At 48.8% G+C, this 15,337-nt stretch carries 13 protein-coding genes and 3 tRNA genes; 10 read left to right on the forward strand and 6 right to left on the reverse strand.

The genetic code is table 11. From position 1 onward, the window contains the following. Positions 1 to 24: 24 nt before the first annotated feature. Complete coding sequence (gene gdhA, locus AC4PME_RS18260; protein ID WP_491046688.1) at positions 25 to 1,365, reverse strand: NADP-specific glutamate dehydrogenase; 1,341 nt, start codon at positions 1,363 to 1,365, stop codon at positions 25 to 27. Between the two features lie 190 nt (positions 1,366 to 1,555). Here gdhA and AC4PME_RS18265 point away from each other — a divergent pair, with 190 nt between their 5' ends. The 3 genes from AC4PME_RS18265 (at position 1,556) to AC4PME_RS18275 (ending at position 4,664) form a co-directional block, all read left to right on the forward strand. Beyond that, positions 1,556 to 2,245, forward strand: a complete 690-nt coding sequence (locus AC4PME_RS18265; protein WP_491046687.1) for an SDR family NAD(P)-dependent oxidoreductase — start codon at positions 1,556 to 1,558, stop codon at positions 2,243 to 2,245. A 227-nt stretch (positions 2,246 to 2,472) separates the two neighbouring features. Then, entirely contained in the window at positions 2,473 to 2,961 is a 489-nt protein-coding gene (locus AC4PME_RS18270; protein ID WP_349585535.1) for a low molecular weight protein-tyrosine-phosphatase, read from the forward strand. Positions 2,962 to 3,317: 356 nt separating this feature from the next. Then, on the forward strand, positions 3,318 to 4,664 hold the full coding sequence (locus AC4PME_RS18275; RefSeq protein ID WP_491046686.1) for a class II 3-deoxy-7-phosphoheptulonate synthase: 1,347 nt from the start codon (positions 3,318 to 3,320) through the stop codon (positions 4,662 to 4,664). Positions 4,665 to 4,670: 6 nt separating this feature from the next. Here the strand turns inward: AC4PME_RS18275 and AC4PME_RS18280 are convergent, their stop codons facing one another. Next, positions 4,671 to 5,012: a hypothetical protein gene (locus AC4PME_RS18280; RefSeq protein ID WP_491046685.1), complete on the reverse strand. Its 342-nt coding sequence runs from the start codon at positions 5,010 to 5,012 to the stop codon at positions 4,671 to 4,673. A gap of 67 nt (positions 5,013 to 5,079) precedes the next feature. On the opposite strand from AC4PME_RS18280, the gene AC4PME_RS18285 reads away from it, so the two are divergent. Together AC4PME_RS18285 and AC4PME_RS18290 are read left to right on the forward strand one after the other, a co-directional pair. After that, on the forward strand, positions 5,080 to 5,469 hold the full coding sequence (locus AC4PME_RS18285; RefSeq protein ID WP_491046684.1) for a DUF3224 domain-containing protein: 390 nt from the start codon (positions 5,080 to 5,082) through the stop codon (positions 5,467 to 5,469). 268 nt (positions 5,470 to 5,737) lie between these two features. Continuing rightward, positions 5,738 to 7,303, forward strand: coding sequence for a rhamnogalacturonidase (locus AC4PME_RS18290; protein ID WP_491046683.1), 1,566 nt, complete (start codon positions 5,738 to 5,740; stop codon positions 7,301 to 7,303). 46 nt (positions 7,304 to 7,349) lie between these two features. Here AC4PME_RS18290 and AC4PME_RS18295 read toward each other — a convergent pair whose 3' ends face one another. After that, entirely contained in the window at positions 7,350 to 7,562 is a 213-nt protein-coding gene (locus AC4PME_RS18295; RefSeq protein WP_119500860.1) for a DUF3820 family protein, read from the reverse strand. Then, positions 7,562 to 9,349 (reverse strand): ABCB family ABC transporter ATP-binding protein/permease, encoded by a 1,788-nt coding sequence (locus AC4PME_RS18300; protein WP_491046682.1) that lies wholly within the window; start codon positions 9,347 to 9,349, stop codon positions 7,562 to 7,564. Before AC4PME_RS18300 ends, AC4PME_RS18295 begins: the two co-directional genes overlap by 1 nt. 186 nt (positions 9,350 to 9,535) lie before the next feature. On the opposite strand from AC4PME_RS18300, the gene moaA reads away from it, so the two are divergent. After that, a complete protein-coding gene (gene moaA, locus AC4PME_RS18305) occupies positions 9,536 to 10,504 on the forward strand; it encodes a GTP 3',8-cyclase MoaA (RefSeq protein ID WP_474844835.1) in 969 nt (322 codons plus the stop codon). Between the two features lie 23 nt (positions 10,505 to 10,527). After that, positions 10,528 to 11,085 carry a GNAT family N-acetyltransferase gene (locus AC4PME_RS18310; protein WP_491046681.1) on the forward strand — a complete coding sequence of 186 codons (558 nt, stop codon included), beginning with the start codon at positions 10,528 to 10,530 and terminating at the stop codon, positions 11,083 to 11,085. A gap of 23 nt (positions 11,086 to 11,108) precedes the next feature. Here the strand turns inward: AC4PME_RS18310 and AC4PME_RS18315 are convergent, their stop codons facing one another. Then, entirely contained in the window at positions 11,109 to 12,734 is a 1,626-nt protein-coding gene (locus tag AC4PME_RS18315) for a response regulator (protein ID WP_491046680.1), read from the reverse strand. A gap of 263 nt (positions 12,735 to 12,997) precedes the next feature. Continuing rightward, positions 12,998 to 13,073: transfer RNA gene (locus AC4PME_RS18320), tRNA-Val, on the reverse strand. Between the two features lie 300 nt (positions 13,074 to 13,373). Here AC4PME_RS18320 and gltX point away from each other — a divergent pair. From gltX to AC4PME_RS18335, 3 genes are all read left to right on the forward strand, one after another. Further along, the gene (gene gltX / locus AC4PME_RS18325; protein WP_491529691.1) at positions 13,374 to 14,783 is read left to right on the forward strand and encodes a glutamate--tRNA ligase; all 1,410 of its coding nucleotides are present in this window, start codon (positions 13,374 to 13,376) and stop codon (positions 14,781 to 14,783) included. Positions 14,784 to 14,873: 90 nt separating this feature from the next. Beyond that, positions 14,874 to 14,949, forward strand: a tRNA-Ala gene (locus AC4PME_RS18330). Positions 14,950 to 15,089: 140 nt separating this feature from the next. Further along, a tRNA-Glu gene (locus tag AC4PME_RS18335) sits at positions 15,090 to 15,165 on the forward strand. Positions 15,166 to 15,337 lie beyond the last annotated feature (172 nt).

Below are 15,337 nucleotides of genomic sequence, written 5' to 3' on the forward strand. Positions count from 1 at the left end.
CGGGATTTTTCTCTTATTAGTGAACTACAGGCCCTGGGCAACCATCGCATCTGCCAGGCGTCTGAATGCGGCGATATTCGCGCCCTTTGCATAATCAGTAAAACCGTCTTCACGGCCTTCTTCCACACATTGTTCATGAATGTGCTTCATGATTTTTTTCAGTTCGTTATCCAGTGTGTCATAACTGCTTCTGCGAAAACTGGCGTTTTGCATCATTTCCAGGCCTGACAATGCGACGCCGCCGGCGTTAGAAGCCTTACCCGGTACGAAAGGAATACGGTGTTCAGCAAACACTTTCTGTGCGTTAGCAGTGCACGGCATGTTTGCACCTTCCAGCACGTACTTTACGCCGTTCCCGCAAAGCATATCAGCGTCATCTTCATCCAGCTCATTTTGCGTCGCGCAGGGCAGGCAGATATCTGCGGTCTGATGCCATGGCTTTTTGCCTTCGTGCCATTCTCCGCCACTCTTTTCTCTGATGGCTAAGAGGATGTTGTCGTAGTTGTGCTTCTGCTCAATTGCAAACTGAATGTCCTGCTTTGACAAACCGTCCTCCTTAATCAGGCAACCACGGCTGTTCGACAGGCTTGTCACCACAGCGCCGGATTCACAGGCTTTCAGCGCAGCGTGCAGCGCCACATTGCCCGCGCCGCTGATACCGGTGCGTTTGCCTTCGAGGGTATCGTCATTTGCAGCCAATACCTCCTGCAACATGTAAATCAAGCCGAAGCCCGTAGCTTCTGTGCGCACATGGCTGCCGCCGAATGAAATGTCCTTTCCTGTCAGTGTGCCGCCAAATTGATTGTGAATACGGCGGTACTGGCCGTACATGAATCCGATTTCCCGGCTGCTGACGTTAATATCGCCGGCGGGTACGTCGGTCTGCGGGCCGATATGACGCTGCAATTCAGCCATGAACGCCTGGCAAAAGCGCATGATTTCAGTGTCGCTTCTGCCTTTCGGATTGAAATCTGAGCCACCCTTCGCACCACCCATGGGCAGGCCGGTTAATGCATTTTTGAAGGATTGTTCAAAGGCGAGAAATTTTAAAACAGACTCATTAACGGTGGGGTGAAAGCGCAGGCCGCCTTTATACGGGCCAATCAGGCCGTTGTGTTGTACGCGCCATCCGCGGTGTATTTCGACCCCGCCGTCATCGTTCATCCACTGAACATTAAAGTGTATAATACGCTCTGGCACGCAGAGTCTTCTGACCACGTCATAGCGCTTGTAAGCTTCCGACGCGTTTGAGACTGGCATGACATGATCTACAATCTCCTCAACGGCCTGCAAGTATTCCTTTTGTTCGCCGTACAATTCTGTCAGCCATTTAAGCACGCAGTCCCGATTTGATAGTTGACTCATAATGCATTCCGTTTCAATAAATTATGTGTATTGCTTACCTGTACGGCACTGATGTTGATCATTAATTCCTTGTCATCTGAGGTTTACGGCTGTTCTGAACGGGATTGCATGTACCGTGGTTGAACCTTGGCGGTAGTGGCGCGTACCCAACAATACAATTGACTTTATTCACTGGATGACAGGAGACATTATGACCTCAACTGTACTGGTAACCGGCGGCAACCGCGGTATTGGCCTGGAAATTGTTCGTGGCTATGCGCAGGCGGGCTTCAAGGTGTTGCTTGGCTGCCGGGATGAAGAAGCCGGCGAAGAGATAAAGAAGGACATTGTCGGCAAAGACATTCAGATAATAGAAATTAACCTGTCCAATGAAGCCGCAGCTAAAGAAAATATTATGCGTGCTCAGGCTATTTATGGCGGTGTGGATGTGCTGGTAAATAATGCCGGTGTACTCCATGAAGAAGACTGGCAGGACGTGTCTTCTGATTCACTGAAAGAGGCAATGCAGGTGCATGTAAACGGTCCGCTGACATTGATTCAGCAAATTCTGCCCGGCATGTGTGAAAGGGCTTATGGTCGCATCGTCAATGTCTCATCGGGGTGGGGCGCTTTTTCAGAAGGGATGGAAGGACCGCCAGCCTATGCCGTCAGTAAAGCTGCGCTGAATGCACTGACAAAACACCTTGCGGCGCAGGTGGCCGGCGAGAAAAATATAAAAATTAATGCCATGTGTCCGGGCTGGGTACACACCCGCATGGGAGGACGTGATGCACCGCGAACACCACAGCAGGGGGCTGAAACCGCTGTCTGGCTGGGACAGCTTGGTGAAGACGGCCCTTCCGGACAGTTTTTCAGAGATAAAAAAGCTATCGGCTGGTAAGCAAACATTGTTTGGCTTTATAACGGAGGCAGGCTGGATATGTGGCCTGCTTATATCTTTGCTTTCACCAACTCCGTTAAGAATTCGTTTATGCACAGGCCAAATTATGGCAGTCTATACGGCGAAATTGTGGAAAGGATTTTCCTTAGGGTAGTACAGCGGGTCTGAGCCGGGCGCCGGTCATAACTGGTCGCTTCACAGATACCGCAGAAAATAAGAAAATTGACATGTTTAAGTCGAAAAAGAAAACATCAGTGCTTTTTGTGTGTCTGGGCAATATTTGCCGTTCACCCACGGCTGAGGCCGTTTTCCGTCATAAAGCGAAAGCGGCAGGTCTAGACCTCAAAATTGATTCGGCCGGTACCCACGGTTATCACATCGGAAAGCAGCCGGATGGTCGTTCGGTATCAGTGGGTGTGCAGCGTGGCTATTCATTTAAAGGTATTAAATGTCGCCGTGTAGAAGACAAAGATTTTACTGATTTTGATTACATCATGGCCATGGACACCAGCAATTATGAGAATCTGATGAAGGTGAGTCCTGAGGAAGAACAGCACCGTATTCATTATTTTCTCGACTTTGCTCCGGGCGATGAAAAGGAAGTGCCGGATCCTTATTACGGCGGGAAGCAGGGCTTTGAACTGGTGCTGGATTTAATCGAACAGGCATCGGATGGTTTCATCCGTCATCTGAAGCAACAAAAGCCTGCCGGCTAGGTTATAGCGGGCTGTGACGCCCGCTAAAAATCTTCGTCGTCATCTCTGTTATAAGCCATCGCAAAAAACTCACCAAATTTCTGTGATGAAACCTCCGGCACCGGTTGAATTGTGGTAGACTCCCGCCAGGTGTTTCATATAAAGACGTAGCTGTCAGCCTTATTGGCCGCAGGATACGCGATAAAGTACATTCAGGTTCATCATTGCACTTCGCAACCTTTCTGCTGAACCCGTTACACAAATCAGACTACACCAACAGAGACATGCATGAACTGATGCCGTTGAAACGGCACCGGTTGTATCGTCCGGGGACATCAATTTTTCTGTGCCATCGCTGCCAACAATGAGGAGAAAGCGTGAGTAACTGGCAACCTGACAGCTGGAGATCAAAACCGATCCTGCAGCAACCTGAATACGATAATCAGGAACAAGTCGCTTTTGTAGAGCAAACATTAAGCAAATATCCACCATTGGTTTTTGCTGCTGAGACACGTGAGCTGCGCCGTCAGCTTGGTGAAGTGTGTCAGGGAAAAGGTTTTTTACTGCAGGGCGGTGACTGTGCCGAGTCTTTTGACGAGTTTAATGCGCCTAAGATCCGTGACACGTTTAAAGTCTTGCTTCAAATGGCAATCGTGATGACTTTTGCCGGCCGTTGTCCTGTCACTAAAGTTGCCCGCATGGCCGGTCAGTACGCCAAACCGCGCTCTTCTGACTACGAAACGATTAATGGTGTGACATTGCCCAGTTACCGTGGCGATATCATCAACAGCTTTGAGTTTACCGCAGAAGCCCGTCGCCCGGATCCGAACCGTCTGCTGGATGCTTATCATCGCAGTGCGGCTACGCTAAACCTGCTGCGTGCATTTGCTCAGGGCGGTCTGGCTGACTTAAACGAAGTTAACCGCTGGAATATGGCGTTTTTAGAGAATAACCCGCTGAAAGACCGTTATTCTGACATTGCCAGCCGTATTCAGGATTCTCTGGAATTTATGAAGGTGATTGGTCTGAATGCACTGAACACGCCTTCATTGCATGAAACCAGCCTGTTTACGTCTCATGAAGCACTGTTACTTAACTACGAACAGTCTCTCACCCGTATCGACACGTTAACCGGTAAGCCCTATAACTGTTCTGCCCACATGGTGTGGATTGGTGAGCGCACCCGTCAGCTTGATCATGCCCACGTTGAGTTTTTCCGTGGTATTCATAACCCTATCGGTGTGAAAGTTGGTCCGACGATGGATGAGGATGAGCTTATCAGACTGATTGACGTGCTGAACCCGGTCAATGACCCGGGTCGTCTCACTTTCATTACCCGTATGGGCGCAGACAAGCTGGAAGCGAACCTGCCGCGCTTACTGCGTCGTGTTAAAGCTGAAGGCCGTAACGTGGTGTGGAGTTCAGATCCGATGCACGGTAATACGTTCTCGGCATCAAGCGGTTATAAAACCCGTAACTTCGATGCGATTTTAAGCGAAATTCGTCAGTTCTTCGCAGCCCACGAAGCTGAAGGTACTCATGCCGGTGGTGTGCACCTGGAAATGACAGGTCAGCATGTTACCGAATGTACCGGTGGTGCTTATGAAATTTCAGATGAAGATCTGAAACAGGCATACAAAACCCAGTGTGATCCGCGTTTGAACGCCGATCAGGTTCTGGAAATGGCGTTTCTGGTTGCAGACCATTTACGTAAAGGCGCGTAAGCCTGTCTATTTCCCGCTGGCGGCAAAAGTCGCCAGCGCTTCTTCTCTTTCCTGCTCTGTTAACACACCGGTAAAAATGGTGTTTCTCCGTAACGCATTCCAGCGTGGCTCATCGCTGAGTAACTGTGCTTTGAATGCTTCCGCGTCATGTTTTAATTCCAGCATGCTGTGCCATAAAAGATAACTGCCGTAACGCAGGAGCTTTTGCTGATAGCGGGCTTCCAGCGTTTCTTCTGCCTGCGCGATCAGTGCCGGATTGCTTATTACCTTGTCGGCAATTGCCCGGTGAATTTGCAGAATACGGTTGTTGATATCCGCATCCCGCTGTCTTCTGGACCTTGAATACATCTTGCTACTTCTTAAGGTTGCTGTATGGTTATACAGTGTCATTCTAACTCATTACGGAGGAAGTACAATGGAAGTGCAGGGCAAATTTGATGTGTCGTTACAGCCGGCTGAAGGCTTCATGACAGCTAAAGACGGGATGAATCCCGGTCGTATGACTATAGAGAAAACATTTCACGGTGGCCTCAATGCCACAAGCAAAGGCGAAATGTTATCCCTGATGACAGCTGTTCCCGGCTCTGCTGGGTATGTGGCAATAGAAATTGTGTCCGGAACCCTGAATGGGAAGTCAGGCTCATTTGCTTTGCAACATTTCGGTGTGATGGATAAGGGCAAAGACTCCCTTATTTTAAAAGTGGTGCCGGATTCCGGCACAGAAGCGTTATCTGGCCTTTCTGGTGATATGAAAATCATTCGGGAGGGTGGGGAGCATAGCTACATATTCGACTATTCGTTGTAGATATTCCCGTAGGGGACTGCCGCTCTGCAATCATTTACGAAAGCGCAGGGAGTCTCCGCATATTCAGATATGGAAGTTTCTGATTATTTAAGGCGTTGTAACAGGCTGCATCAGTAGTTTCAATTGACGATAAGTTTGCTATGTCATTAGCATGACTTTTTATGGTGGCTTTTAAATTTAGCGGCGGAAGTGCTACATGCGCAGAGTGTTCTTTCAGTTGTCTTTACTTTAGGTAATCGGTTTTATCCAGAGCGTGCATGCTCAGGACATGCAGGGGTATTACAACGTCAGGGACTTCGGGGCCGTTGGCGACGGTATAACCAGAGACACAGATGCAATTAATGCTGCCATCATCGCTGCCAGCAGGGATGGTGGGGGAACGGTGTATTTTCCGCCCGGCACTTACGCGAGCTTCAGCGTTGAGCTGAAAAGTCAGGTTGATATGCACCTCGCGAATGGCGCAACGCTGCTGGCCGCAACACCGCAGGATGAGAGCGAAGGATATCTGAAACCTGAGCCCAATATCTGGGGTGAAAAATATAAGTACCAGGATTTTGGTCACAGTCATTTCAGAAACAGCCTGCTCTGGGGCGAGAATATTCACGATGTCACCATTTCCGGCAGCGGACTGATCGACGGTAAGGGGCTGTGGAAAGGCTTATACCCGCCACTGGGGCCGGCACCTTTAGTCAATCCGGGTAACAAAGCCATTGCGATAAAGGGCGGCCGGAACATTACTTTCCGGGATTTCAGTATTTATCGCGGCGGGCACTTCGGGATCCTCGCCACCGCCATTAACAACCTGACCATCGATAATCTGCGCATCGATACCAACCGCGATGGCATTGATATAGACGTGTGTAAAAACGTGCGGATAAGCAACGTGGTGGTTAACAGCCCCAATGACGATGCTATCGTGTTGAAAAGTTCCTATGTGATGGGCAGAGCCATCGCTACCGAAAATGTGACCATCAGCAACAGTATTGTCAGTGGTTACACTATGGGTACCATGCTTGATGGCACTTATCAGCCAATGAAAGGCACTGCACCGGATGGTGACGGGGCAACGGGCAGGATAAAGCTGGGCACCGAGTCTAACGGTGGTTTTAAACGCATTACCATTACTAATGTGGTCTTTGATCACAGTCGCGGTCTGGCGCTGGAAACCGTAGACGGCGGCATTATTGAAGATGTCGTTGCATCCGGTCTGGTGATGAACCGGATAAGTAATTCTCCCATTTTTATCTACAACGGTGCACGCATGCGCGGGCCGGAAAATACGCCGCCGGGTGCTATTCGCCGTGTGCTGATTAAAGATGTAACGGTAAGTCATTCTGACGGGCGTTTTCCGGTGATCATACAAGGGCTGCCGGAATCGCCGGTGTCTCAGGTAACCCTGAAAGATATGTATCTGATCGCCGGCGGCGGACTGACGCAGCAAGACGTGCTCATTCAGAAACCTGATCACATCAGCGCCTTTTTTGCCCTGAAAGAAGAGGAACCGCGACATTCGCCCTTTGATGTGCCGGACCGTCGTGAAGCCTATCCTGAACCTGCAATGTTCGGGTTATTGCCTGCTTCCGGTTTGTACATGCGGTACGCACAGGACATAACGCTTGAAAATATCAACCTGCAGCTTGAAGCACCTGATACCCGCTCTGTGCTCGTCTTCGATAGTGTCAACGACATCACGCTGCGGAATATGTCATTGCCGGGGAGTGCGCAGAAAGATCAGATCACTGTAATTGAAAGTCGTGATATCAGATTATCTTCCCACGGGCAGAAACTTGAGACGCTTTCAGCAGACAGCGCAACCGGCTTCAGCGGTTTCTGAATTCATCAGATTCTGAATGACAGACTCCGTGACTCCGGTTTTGCTGTCAGTCCTCAAGCAAGGGCTCTGCGACAGCTTCCAGCCCGTTTAATTTAATCTCGTACATCAGAGCCAGTTGTTCGCCAAGCTTTCCCTGCGGGAAGCCTTGTTTGTGAAACCACACCAGATAAGGTTCCGGCAAATAGAACAGTTTTCTGCCGGCATATTTGCCGAAGGGCATTTGTGCGTTAACTGCGGTTTTTAAGAACGCCGGATCCATTAGTCTTCCTGTTTTTGTTGTAGTGTCCACAGTCGTGCGTATTCGCCTTGCTGCATCAGCAATTCCTGATGGGTACCCTGTTCTGCCAGTTCACCCTGCTTTAGTACAAGAATGTTACCTGCATCTGTGATGGTTGATAACCGGTGTGCAATCATAATCGTAGTGTGTCCGGAAGCAAGGTCAGACAGGGCCTCCATGATGGCACGCTCAGCACCGCTGTCCAGAGAGGAAGTGGCTTCATCGAAAAGTAGCACCGGCGGATTTTTCAGCACTGCTCGGGCGATGGCTACCCGTTGCTTTTCTCCGCCGGAGAGTTTTAATCCCCGTTCACCCACACGGGTTTCGCCCTTCTCAGGCAATTGAGCAATAAAACTGTCCAGATGGGCGGTACGAATCGCCTTTTCGATATCCGCCTCACTGGCATCCGGATTACCGTAGCGGATATTTTCCAGCAACGTATCGTTAAACAATACGGTGTCCTGGGGGACAATACCCAGCTTTTCTCTCAATGATTGCTGCGACACTTTCCGGATGTCCTGTCCGTCAATCAATATGCGCCCCCGGTTTGTGTCGTAAAAGCGGAAAAGCAATTTAACAAGTGTCGATTTACCGGCGCCGCTGGCACCCACAATGGCCACCTTTTCACCTGGCTTGATGGTAAAACTGATATTTTTGAGGATAGGCCTGTCATCGCGGTAAGAAAAACTGACATTCTCAAAACAGATTTCTCCACGGGTGATGTTCAGTGGCGGTGCACTGTCTTCATCCTGCACTGAAGAACGGGTATCCAGGAGGGCGAACATATTGTCTATGTTTGCCATGGAACCGCGGATCTCCCGGTAAACGAACCCTAAAAAGTTCAGCGGCATAAATATTTGCATGGTAAATGCGTTTATTAATACAAAATCACCGATGGTCATGTCACCCCGTGCGACGCCGTAAGCGGCGTTTGCCAGCATGGCCGTCATTGCCACTGCGATGATGAACGCCTGACCGCCATTTAAAGCAAATAAAGATAACCGGTTTTTACGTCTGGCCTGTTCCCAGTCAGCAAGATTATTGTCGTAACGGTTGGCTTCATATGCCTCATTGCTGAAGTACTTCACTGTTTCAAAGTTCAGTAAGCTGTCTACCGCCCTGGAGTGGGTTGATGAATCTGCCTGATTCATGGCATGAACAAAGCGCGTACGCCAGTTTGTTGCTTTCATGGAATAAGCTACATACGCAATGACGGAGGCAAGGATAATAGTGGCAAAAGAAAGGCCATACTGAAAAAAGAGCAGGCCGGTTACAATGAGAATTTCCAGCAGGGTAGGGCCGATGTTGAATACCATAAACCGCATCAGAAAGCTGATACCGCTGGTACCGCGCTCTATATCCCGCGACAAACCGCCGGTCTGACGGTTCAGATGGAAAGACAAATCAAGGTTATGCAAGTGTTTGAAAACCCGTAACCCCATACGTCGCATGGCCCGTTCAGTGACCCGTCCGAACAGCGTGTCTCTGACTTCACCGATGATCACGTTAAGCAATTTCAACGTACCGTATGCCACAATTAATGCCAGAGGCACGGCAACCAGACCGGTGGCCGCATCTTTTGAATTCAGAGAATCGACTGTGTATTTAAGTACATAGGGCAGACCGATTGCTGCAAGCTTTGCCATGATCAGGCAGGTCAGGGCGATGGCAACGCGGCTTTTAAACTCAAGTAAATAAGGCCAGAGCTGATTCAGCACGTGCCAGCGCACCGGTGTGTCCGGTGAAACATTAAATCGGGATGGTCTCATCGTGAAAATGTGGTGTACGACTGTATGTAAATAAGAGTACCGCAAAGCGTTGCGCGCTCAAAGTTTCACGTTAAACGCATTTTTTGTGTTCATGACGACATAGTTCTTTCGTGGTAAAGTGCTAATCTGAATTGTTTCTTTCATTTTCCTGTCATTACAGGGCCAATGCTTAGCGGGAGTGTCTTTTTGTTACAGGACAACTTTGGTCGCCGGTTTCATTATCTGCGTTTATCCATTACAGAAGCATGCAATTTTAAGTGCCAGTATTGCCTGCCTGACGGATACCACGGGCCTTCTGACGACACATTTCTTACGCTGCCCGAGATAGATACGCTGGTACAGGCCTTTGCCGGTCTTGGCACATCTAAAATCCGGATCACCGGTGGTGAACCCAGCCTGAGGCGGGATTTTACCGACGTGATTGCACTGTGTAAGAACACTGACGGGATTAATAAAGTGGCGACCACCACCCACGGCGGACGTCTGGCCAGAGATGCACAAAAATGGCGTGATGCCGGTCTTGATCAGGTTAATGTGAGCATTGACAGTCTTGATCCTCGCCAGTTTGCTGACATTACCGGACAGAATAAATTAACTCAGGTGCTGGATGGCGTCAGTGCTGCCATCGATACCGGCATGACTGTGAAAGTGAATTCTGTTTATCTTAAACATTTTGCCGGTAAACAACTTCAGCAGTTTAAAGACTGGTTGAAAGACACGCCAATTACCTTACGTTTCATTGAGTTAATGGAAACCGGTGACCATCCTGAATTCTTTGCACAACAACACTTATCCGGCGGGCCGCTGAAGCAACAGCTGCTTAATGAAGGCTGGATGCCGGTATTGCGCAGCAAAGATGCCGGTCCGGCGCAGGAGTTTCATCATCCGGATTACGCAGGCCGCATTGGTCTCATCATGCCTTACAGCAAAGATTTCTGCGCCAGCTGTAATCGTCTCAGGGTGGCTGCAAACGGTAATTTACACCTGTGCCTGTTTAGTGAGCACGGCATTGATATCCGCCCTTATCTGCAGCAGGGTGATGTGCAGGCATTAATGGCACACTTGCAGCAGTTGCTGACTCAGAAGCACGCGACGCATTATCTGCAGGATGGTAATACCGGAGCAACGTCACATCTTGCGATGTTGGGCGGCTGATTACCGTCCGCGGGTAGCAAATCATGCACATTCCTCATACAAAAAGATTGTCCTTTCATTTTGTCACCGCAGATGACGCAGAGTTTTTGTGGTCGGTGGATCAGGATGAAGCCGTGATGAAGTACATCAATGGCGGTAAAAAAACATCTATGGAGACGATTCGGGAACAGTTTATTCCAAGGATCCGGGCGTTTTCTGATGAGCTGAAAGGGTGGGGGCTCTGGCGGGTGAGTGCTCTGGAGTCTCCACAGGAAGATCTGGGATGGATTCTGGTGCGGCCTTTCGGGTTTTTCACCGGAGAAAGGGATGATAATAATCTGGAGCTGGGCTGGCGCTTTCACCGCAAAACCTGGGGAAAGGGGATTGCCACCGAAGCCGCAGCACAGGTCAAACAGGCGTTATATGTTAACGGGACAAACCAGTTTTCAGCCATTGCATTGCCGGATAACAAGGCATCAGTAAACGTAATGGAAAAACTGGGTATGACGTTTTCGCACCGTTATCTCTATTCTGATGCAGTGTTTAACGATGAAGTCGTGGTTTACCGGCAGACACTTTTGCCGGCAAAACCGGTGTGCTGAAAAACCGTCAACTGATCAGGTGATTAAAGGCCGCTGAGACTACTTTTCACCCGATGATAGCGGCGTTCCTGTTCATCTGTCAGGGTGGCCGACTCCAGCGTTTTCATGCAGTTGAAAATTAATTTTTTATTGTCTTCTGTTTGCCTGCCAGGGTTATCCCTGAGCTCAGACGCGGTGGTTTGCAGCAGATTCAGCGCTATGGCCGGGTTCTTTGGCATAACCGTAAATGCCTGGCGGAAGGCAATAAGCGCATTGGCCACATCCCCTTCGCGGAAATAGTTTACAGCCGTGTTATTCAGCGCTTTCGGGCTTTCTGCAATCTCCCGCTTCTCCTGCTGTTGTTGCTTCAGGTAATGCATAAACAGCGCACTTTGACTTTCATCGGTAACACAACGGCGCTCAACTTCATCCAGAATCGCCAGCGCATGTTCCTGCAAGCCAACCTCATGAAAAGCTTTTGCTCTGTCCATCAGGCCTTCAGTATTTTCATGGCTCATATCGGCATTTTGTAACTGACTCAACAGCATGCGGGCTTTATCGGTTTCATCTTCAAGATAATACAGCCTGGCATCAATGACCTTGAGTTCACTGTCGACCTCCGCTTTCGGAAACGCTTCTTTCATCTGACGGATAAAGTCCTGCGTTTGCCTGACAAGTTTTCCTGTCTCTGCTGCATCGGCGGTCATGGCAAAATCAATGCCGGCGCGGGCCACATTAAGGTAATTTTCAGGTTTGTCGTGAATAGAATTTTTAGCGTATTTTACCACCCGTCTTGCTGCGTCAAATTGCGCAGGGAAATCATGGGTGATCTTAGATAAATCCACCGCCTGTTTATGACGGTGCACATTACGGGGAGAGATTGAGGATGCCAGAGTGACAGACTCCAGCGCATCATCGAACTCCTGTTGCTTTATCTGCAACGCCGCCAGTAAATCGTAGGCGCTGAGCATGGCATCAGGCTGAAATGCCAGCCTGAGGATAAGTTTTTCCGCTTCATCATCTTTATCCAGTTGCAGGTAGCAACGAACCAGTCCCAGTTTTGCCCAGGTAAAATCCTGCACATTGATGATGGCCTGATAAAAATCAGCGGCTTCTTCAAAGTGTTCGCATAAAAGGAGCAATTCACCCTTTGTTCGCAGGGCCAGCGGGAAAAATTCAGCGTTTTTAGGCTCTGTCAGAAAGCGCTCAAGTTCGTCAAGTGCGCCTTCGAAATCCCCCTTGTCCATTAACGCATAGACATCTTTGAGTGCTTGTTTGCGAACCAGTACGCGACTCAGGCGTTTATCCAGCTCTTTTACCGAGAACGGTTTGGCAAGAAATTCGTCAGGTTGCAGTTCAACGATTGAATGAACAATCTCAGCAGTAGTGTCTGAAGAAATAAAAACGAACGCAGTGGTCAGAGGCAGGATCTTGTGTGCTTTGAGTTGTTCGTAGAGAAAATAACCTTCCTTTTCTTCCCGCAGATCATACGCGCACACCACAAGTTCAAAGGTTTCTTCTTTTATCAGGCGCAGGGCTTCGTCAGCTTTATCAATATAACTGATTTGCTGGAACCCGAGTTCTTCCATTGTGTATTTCAAATATCCCTTCGCCAGGATCTGATCATCTACAATCAGAACACGAATAGCGCGGGCAAGCTTGATATTCATCGTGCGTGTTACTACCTGTCCATAGCAATACATTGTGCTGTTTTTGTATCGGCAGCATCCTGCAAAACTATTAGGAAAATCAACTGCAATAGTTAATCAGCACCTTAGCACGGTTTGAAATACAAAGAGAATGGGAAAGTTAACAGGGAAGTGGTGGACGTTTGCTGAACATTTTTATCAAAAGCAGGCAACGAAGTTGTTGAGCCTGTGAACGGACCAGCTACGGGGTACTTAGCAATGAAATAAGGAATTCGGGAAGAGAGTGGTGGACGCTACTGGACTTGAACCAGTGACCCTCGCCTTGTAAGGGCGATGCTCTCCCAACTGAGCTAAGCGTCCGCTGTTTGTTACCTGTCCGTGCTGGACAAGTGGGGCGGTATTATAGGGTTGCATTCGATGGTGTCAACAACAAAATTACGGAAAAATGACTGCCTGATTGAATTCCGATCAATTCGCAGGGTGCTGATGTTTCTCTGTCCGGTGGGTGACGGAATTTTAAGCACTAAATGAAAATCCCGTCCATTATTTCGCAGTTAACCGCTGATATTAAATAATGGCACGATAGCTGGCTTTTGCCGCGCCGGATTGGCTGGTAGAATGCACGCAATTTTTACTTCCATTTAAAGATAGAGAAACTACATGTCTGTCGTAACGCGATTTGCTCCCAGCCCTACAGGCTATCTTCACGTTGGTGGTGCCCGTACTGCACTTTATTCCTGGTTATATGCAAAAGCCAAAGGTGGCGAATTTGTTCTTCGTATAGAAGATACCGATCTGGAACGTTCAACAGAAGAAGCCAAGCAAGCCATTCTTGATGGTATGCAATGGCTGGGTCTGACCTGGGATAAAGGTCCGTATTATCAGACACAACGTTTTGACCGTTACAAAGAACTGATTCAGCAAATGTTGGATGAAGGTAAAGCGTATAAGTGCTTCATGAGTTCAGAAGAACTGGACGCCATTCGTGAAAAGCAAAAAGAAAACGGCGAGAAGCCCCGTTATCCCGGTACATGGCGTGACCGTACTGATCACCCGGAAGGTCAGCCTTTTGTTATCCGTTTCAAAAACCCGCAGGAAGGCACGGTAGTCATTAACGACCATATCCGTGGCAAAATCGAAATCAGTAATAAAGAGCTGGATGATCTGATCATTCAACGTTCTGACGGTTCGCCTACTTATAACTTCTGTGTTGTAGTGGATGACTGGGATATGGGTATTACTCACGTCGTGCGTGGCGAAGACCACATTAATAACACGCCACGCCAGATTAATATCCTGGAAGCATTGGGTGCGCCGGTGCCTGAATACGCTCACGTATCTATGATTCTTGGTGATGATGGCAAGAAGCTGTCTAAGCGTCACGGTGCCGTGAGTGTAATGCAGTATCGTGATGATGGTTATCTGCCGCAGGCGGTACTTAACTATCTGGTTCGTCTGGGTTGGTCTCACGGTGATCAGGAAATCTTCTCACTGGAAGAAATGATTGAATATTTCGATCTGGACGCCATTGGTCAGTCTGCTTCTGCTTTTAATACTGAAAAACTGGTATGGCTGAATCAACACTACATGAAGACGCTTCCGGCCAGTGAGGTTGCGTCACGTCTGAAATGGCATTTTGATGAGATGAATATCGATTTGGCTGCTGGACCGGCATTGGAATCGGTGATTGCCATTCAGGCTGATCGTGTCAAAACACTCAAAGAGCTGGCGGAAATCAGTACTTACTTCTATGTGGACTTTGAAGACTTCGATGCGAATGCTGCGAAAAAGCATCTGCGACCTGTTGCCAAAGAGCCTCTCGAGGTGGTTAAAGAGAAGCTGCTGGCTATTGAAGAATGGAATCCGGAAAATATCGGTGCTGCTATTAATGCGGCGGCAGAATCTCTGGGTGTGGGAATGGGTAAAGTCGGTATGCCTTTACGTGTTGCAGCAACCGGAAGTGGTAACTCTCCGTCGCTGGATGTAACGCTGAATTTGCTCTCAAAAGCCAAAATTGAAGAGAGAATAAACAAAGCGCTTACTTTTATAGCAAACAGAGAAAATTCCTAAAAAAACCGTTGACAGGGCAGTGGGGTATGCCTAGAATGCGCCCCGCTGTCACGGAACAGTCACATGAAATACAGTGACCATTCCAAGTACGGGGCCATAGCTCAGCTGGGAGAGCGCCTGCATGGCATGCAGGAGGTCGGCGGTTCGATCCCGCCTGGCTCCACCAAATTCTTAAAGAATTTACAGTAGTCGGAAATGTATTTTCCGGTAAGTTCTTAGGTAAGGCTTTCAAAAAGGTCGCTCGGTTCGCCGGCTCACCTCGCCTTACAGAAATTTAGCGAAACTTGTTTCGCTGGCAAAATTTCTGTCCCCTTCGTCTAGAGGCCTAGGACACCGCCCTTTCACGGCGGTAACAGGGGTTCGAATCCCCTAGGGGACGCCATATCATATCGCGTCACAGTCGGTTAAAACTGTGAGTTAGGCCGGAGTTGTTTGTAAATCGCATTGGTGAGTTACACTTAAACAGCTTCAGGACTTGAAAGTTCAGTAAAGCAATAATGTCGCGCGGTTCGCAGGCTCACCTTGCCTTTACTGAAATTTAGCGAAGCATGCTT

It is taken from the genome of Alteromonas sp., assembly GCF_984505615.1.

Coding starts and splice junctions, on each gene's coding strand:
- gdhA (WP_491046688.1), bottom strand. CDS start 1,365: ATGAGTCAACTATCAAATCGGGACTGCGTGCTTAAATGGCTGACAGAA.
- AC4PME_RS18265 (WP_491046687.1), top strand. CDS start 1,556: ATGACCTCAACTGTACTGGTAACCGGCGGCAACCGCGGTATTGGCCTG.
- AC4PME_RS18270 (WP_349585535.1), top strand. CDS start 2,473: ATGTTTAAGTCGAAAAAGAAAACATCAGTGCTTTTTGTGTGTCTGGGC.
- AC4PME_RS18280 (WP_491046685.1), bottom strand. CDS start 5,012: ATGTATTCAAGGTCCAGAAGACAGCGGGATGCGGATATCAACAACCGT.
- AC4PME_RS18285 (WP_491046684.1), top strand. CDS start 5,080: ATGGAAGTGCAGGGCAAATTTGATGTGTCGTTACAGCCGGCTGAAGGC.
- AC4PME_RS18290 (WP_491046683.1), top strand. CDS start 5,738: ATGCAGGGGTATTACAACGTCAGGGACTTCGGGGCCGTTGGCGACGGT.
- AC4PME_RS18295 (WP_119500860.1), bottom strand. CDS start 7,562: ATGGATCCGGCGTTCTTAAAAACCGCAGTTAACGCACAAATGCCCTTC.
- AC4PME_RS18300 (WP_491046682.1), bottom strand. CDS start 9,349: ATGAGACCATCCCGATTTAATGTTTCACCGGACACACCGGTGCGCTGG.
- AC4PME_RS18310 (WP_491046681.1), top strand. CDS start 10,528: ATGCACATTCCTCATACAAAAAGATTGTCCTTTCATTTTGTCACCGCA.
- AC4PME_RS18315 (WP_491046680.1), bottom strand. CDS start 12,734: ATGAATATCAAGCTTGCCCGCGCTATTCGTGTTCTGATTGTAGATGAT.
- gltX (WP_491529691.1), top strand. CDS start 13,374: ATGTCTGTCGTAACGCGATTTGCTCCCAGCCCTACAGGCTATCTTCAC.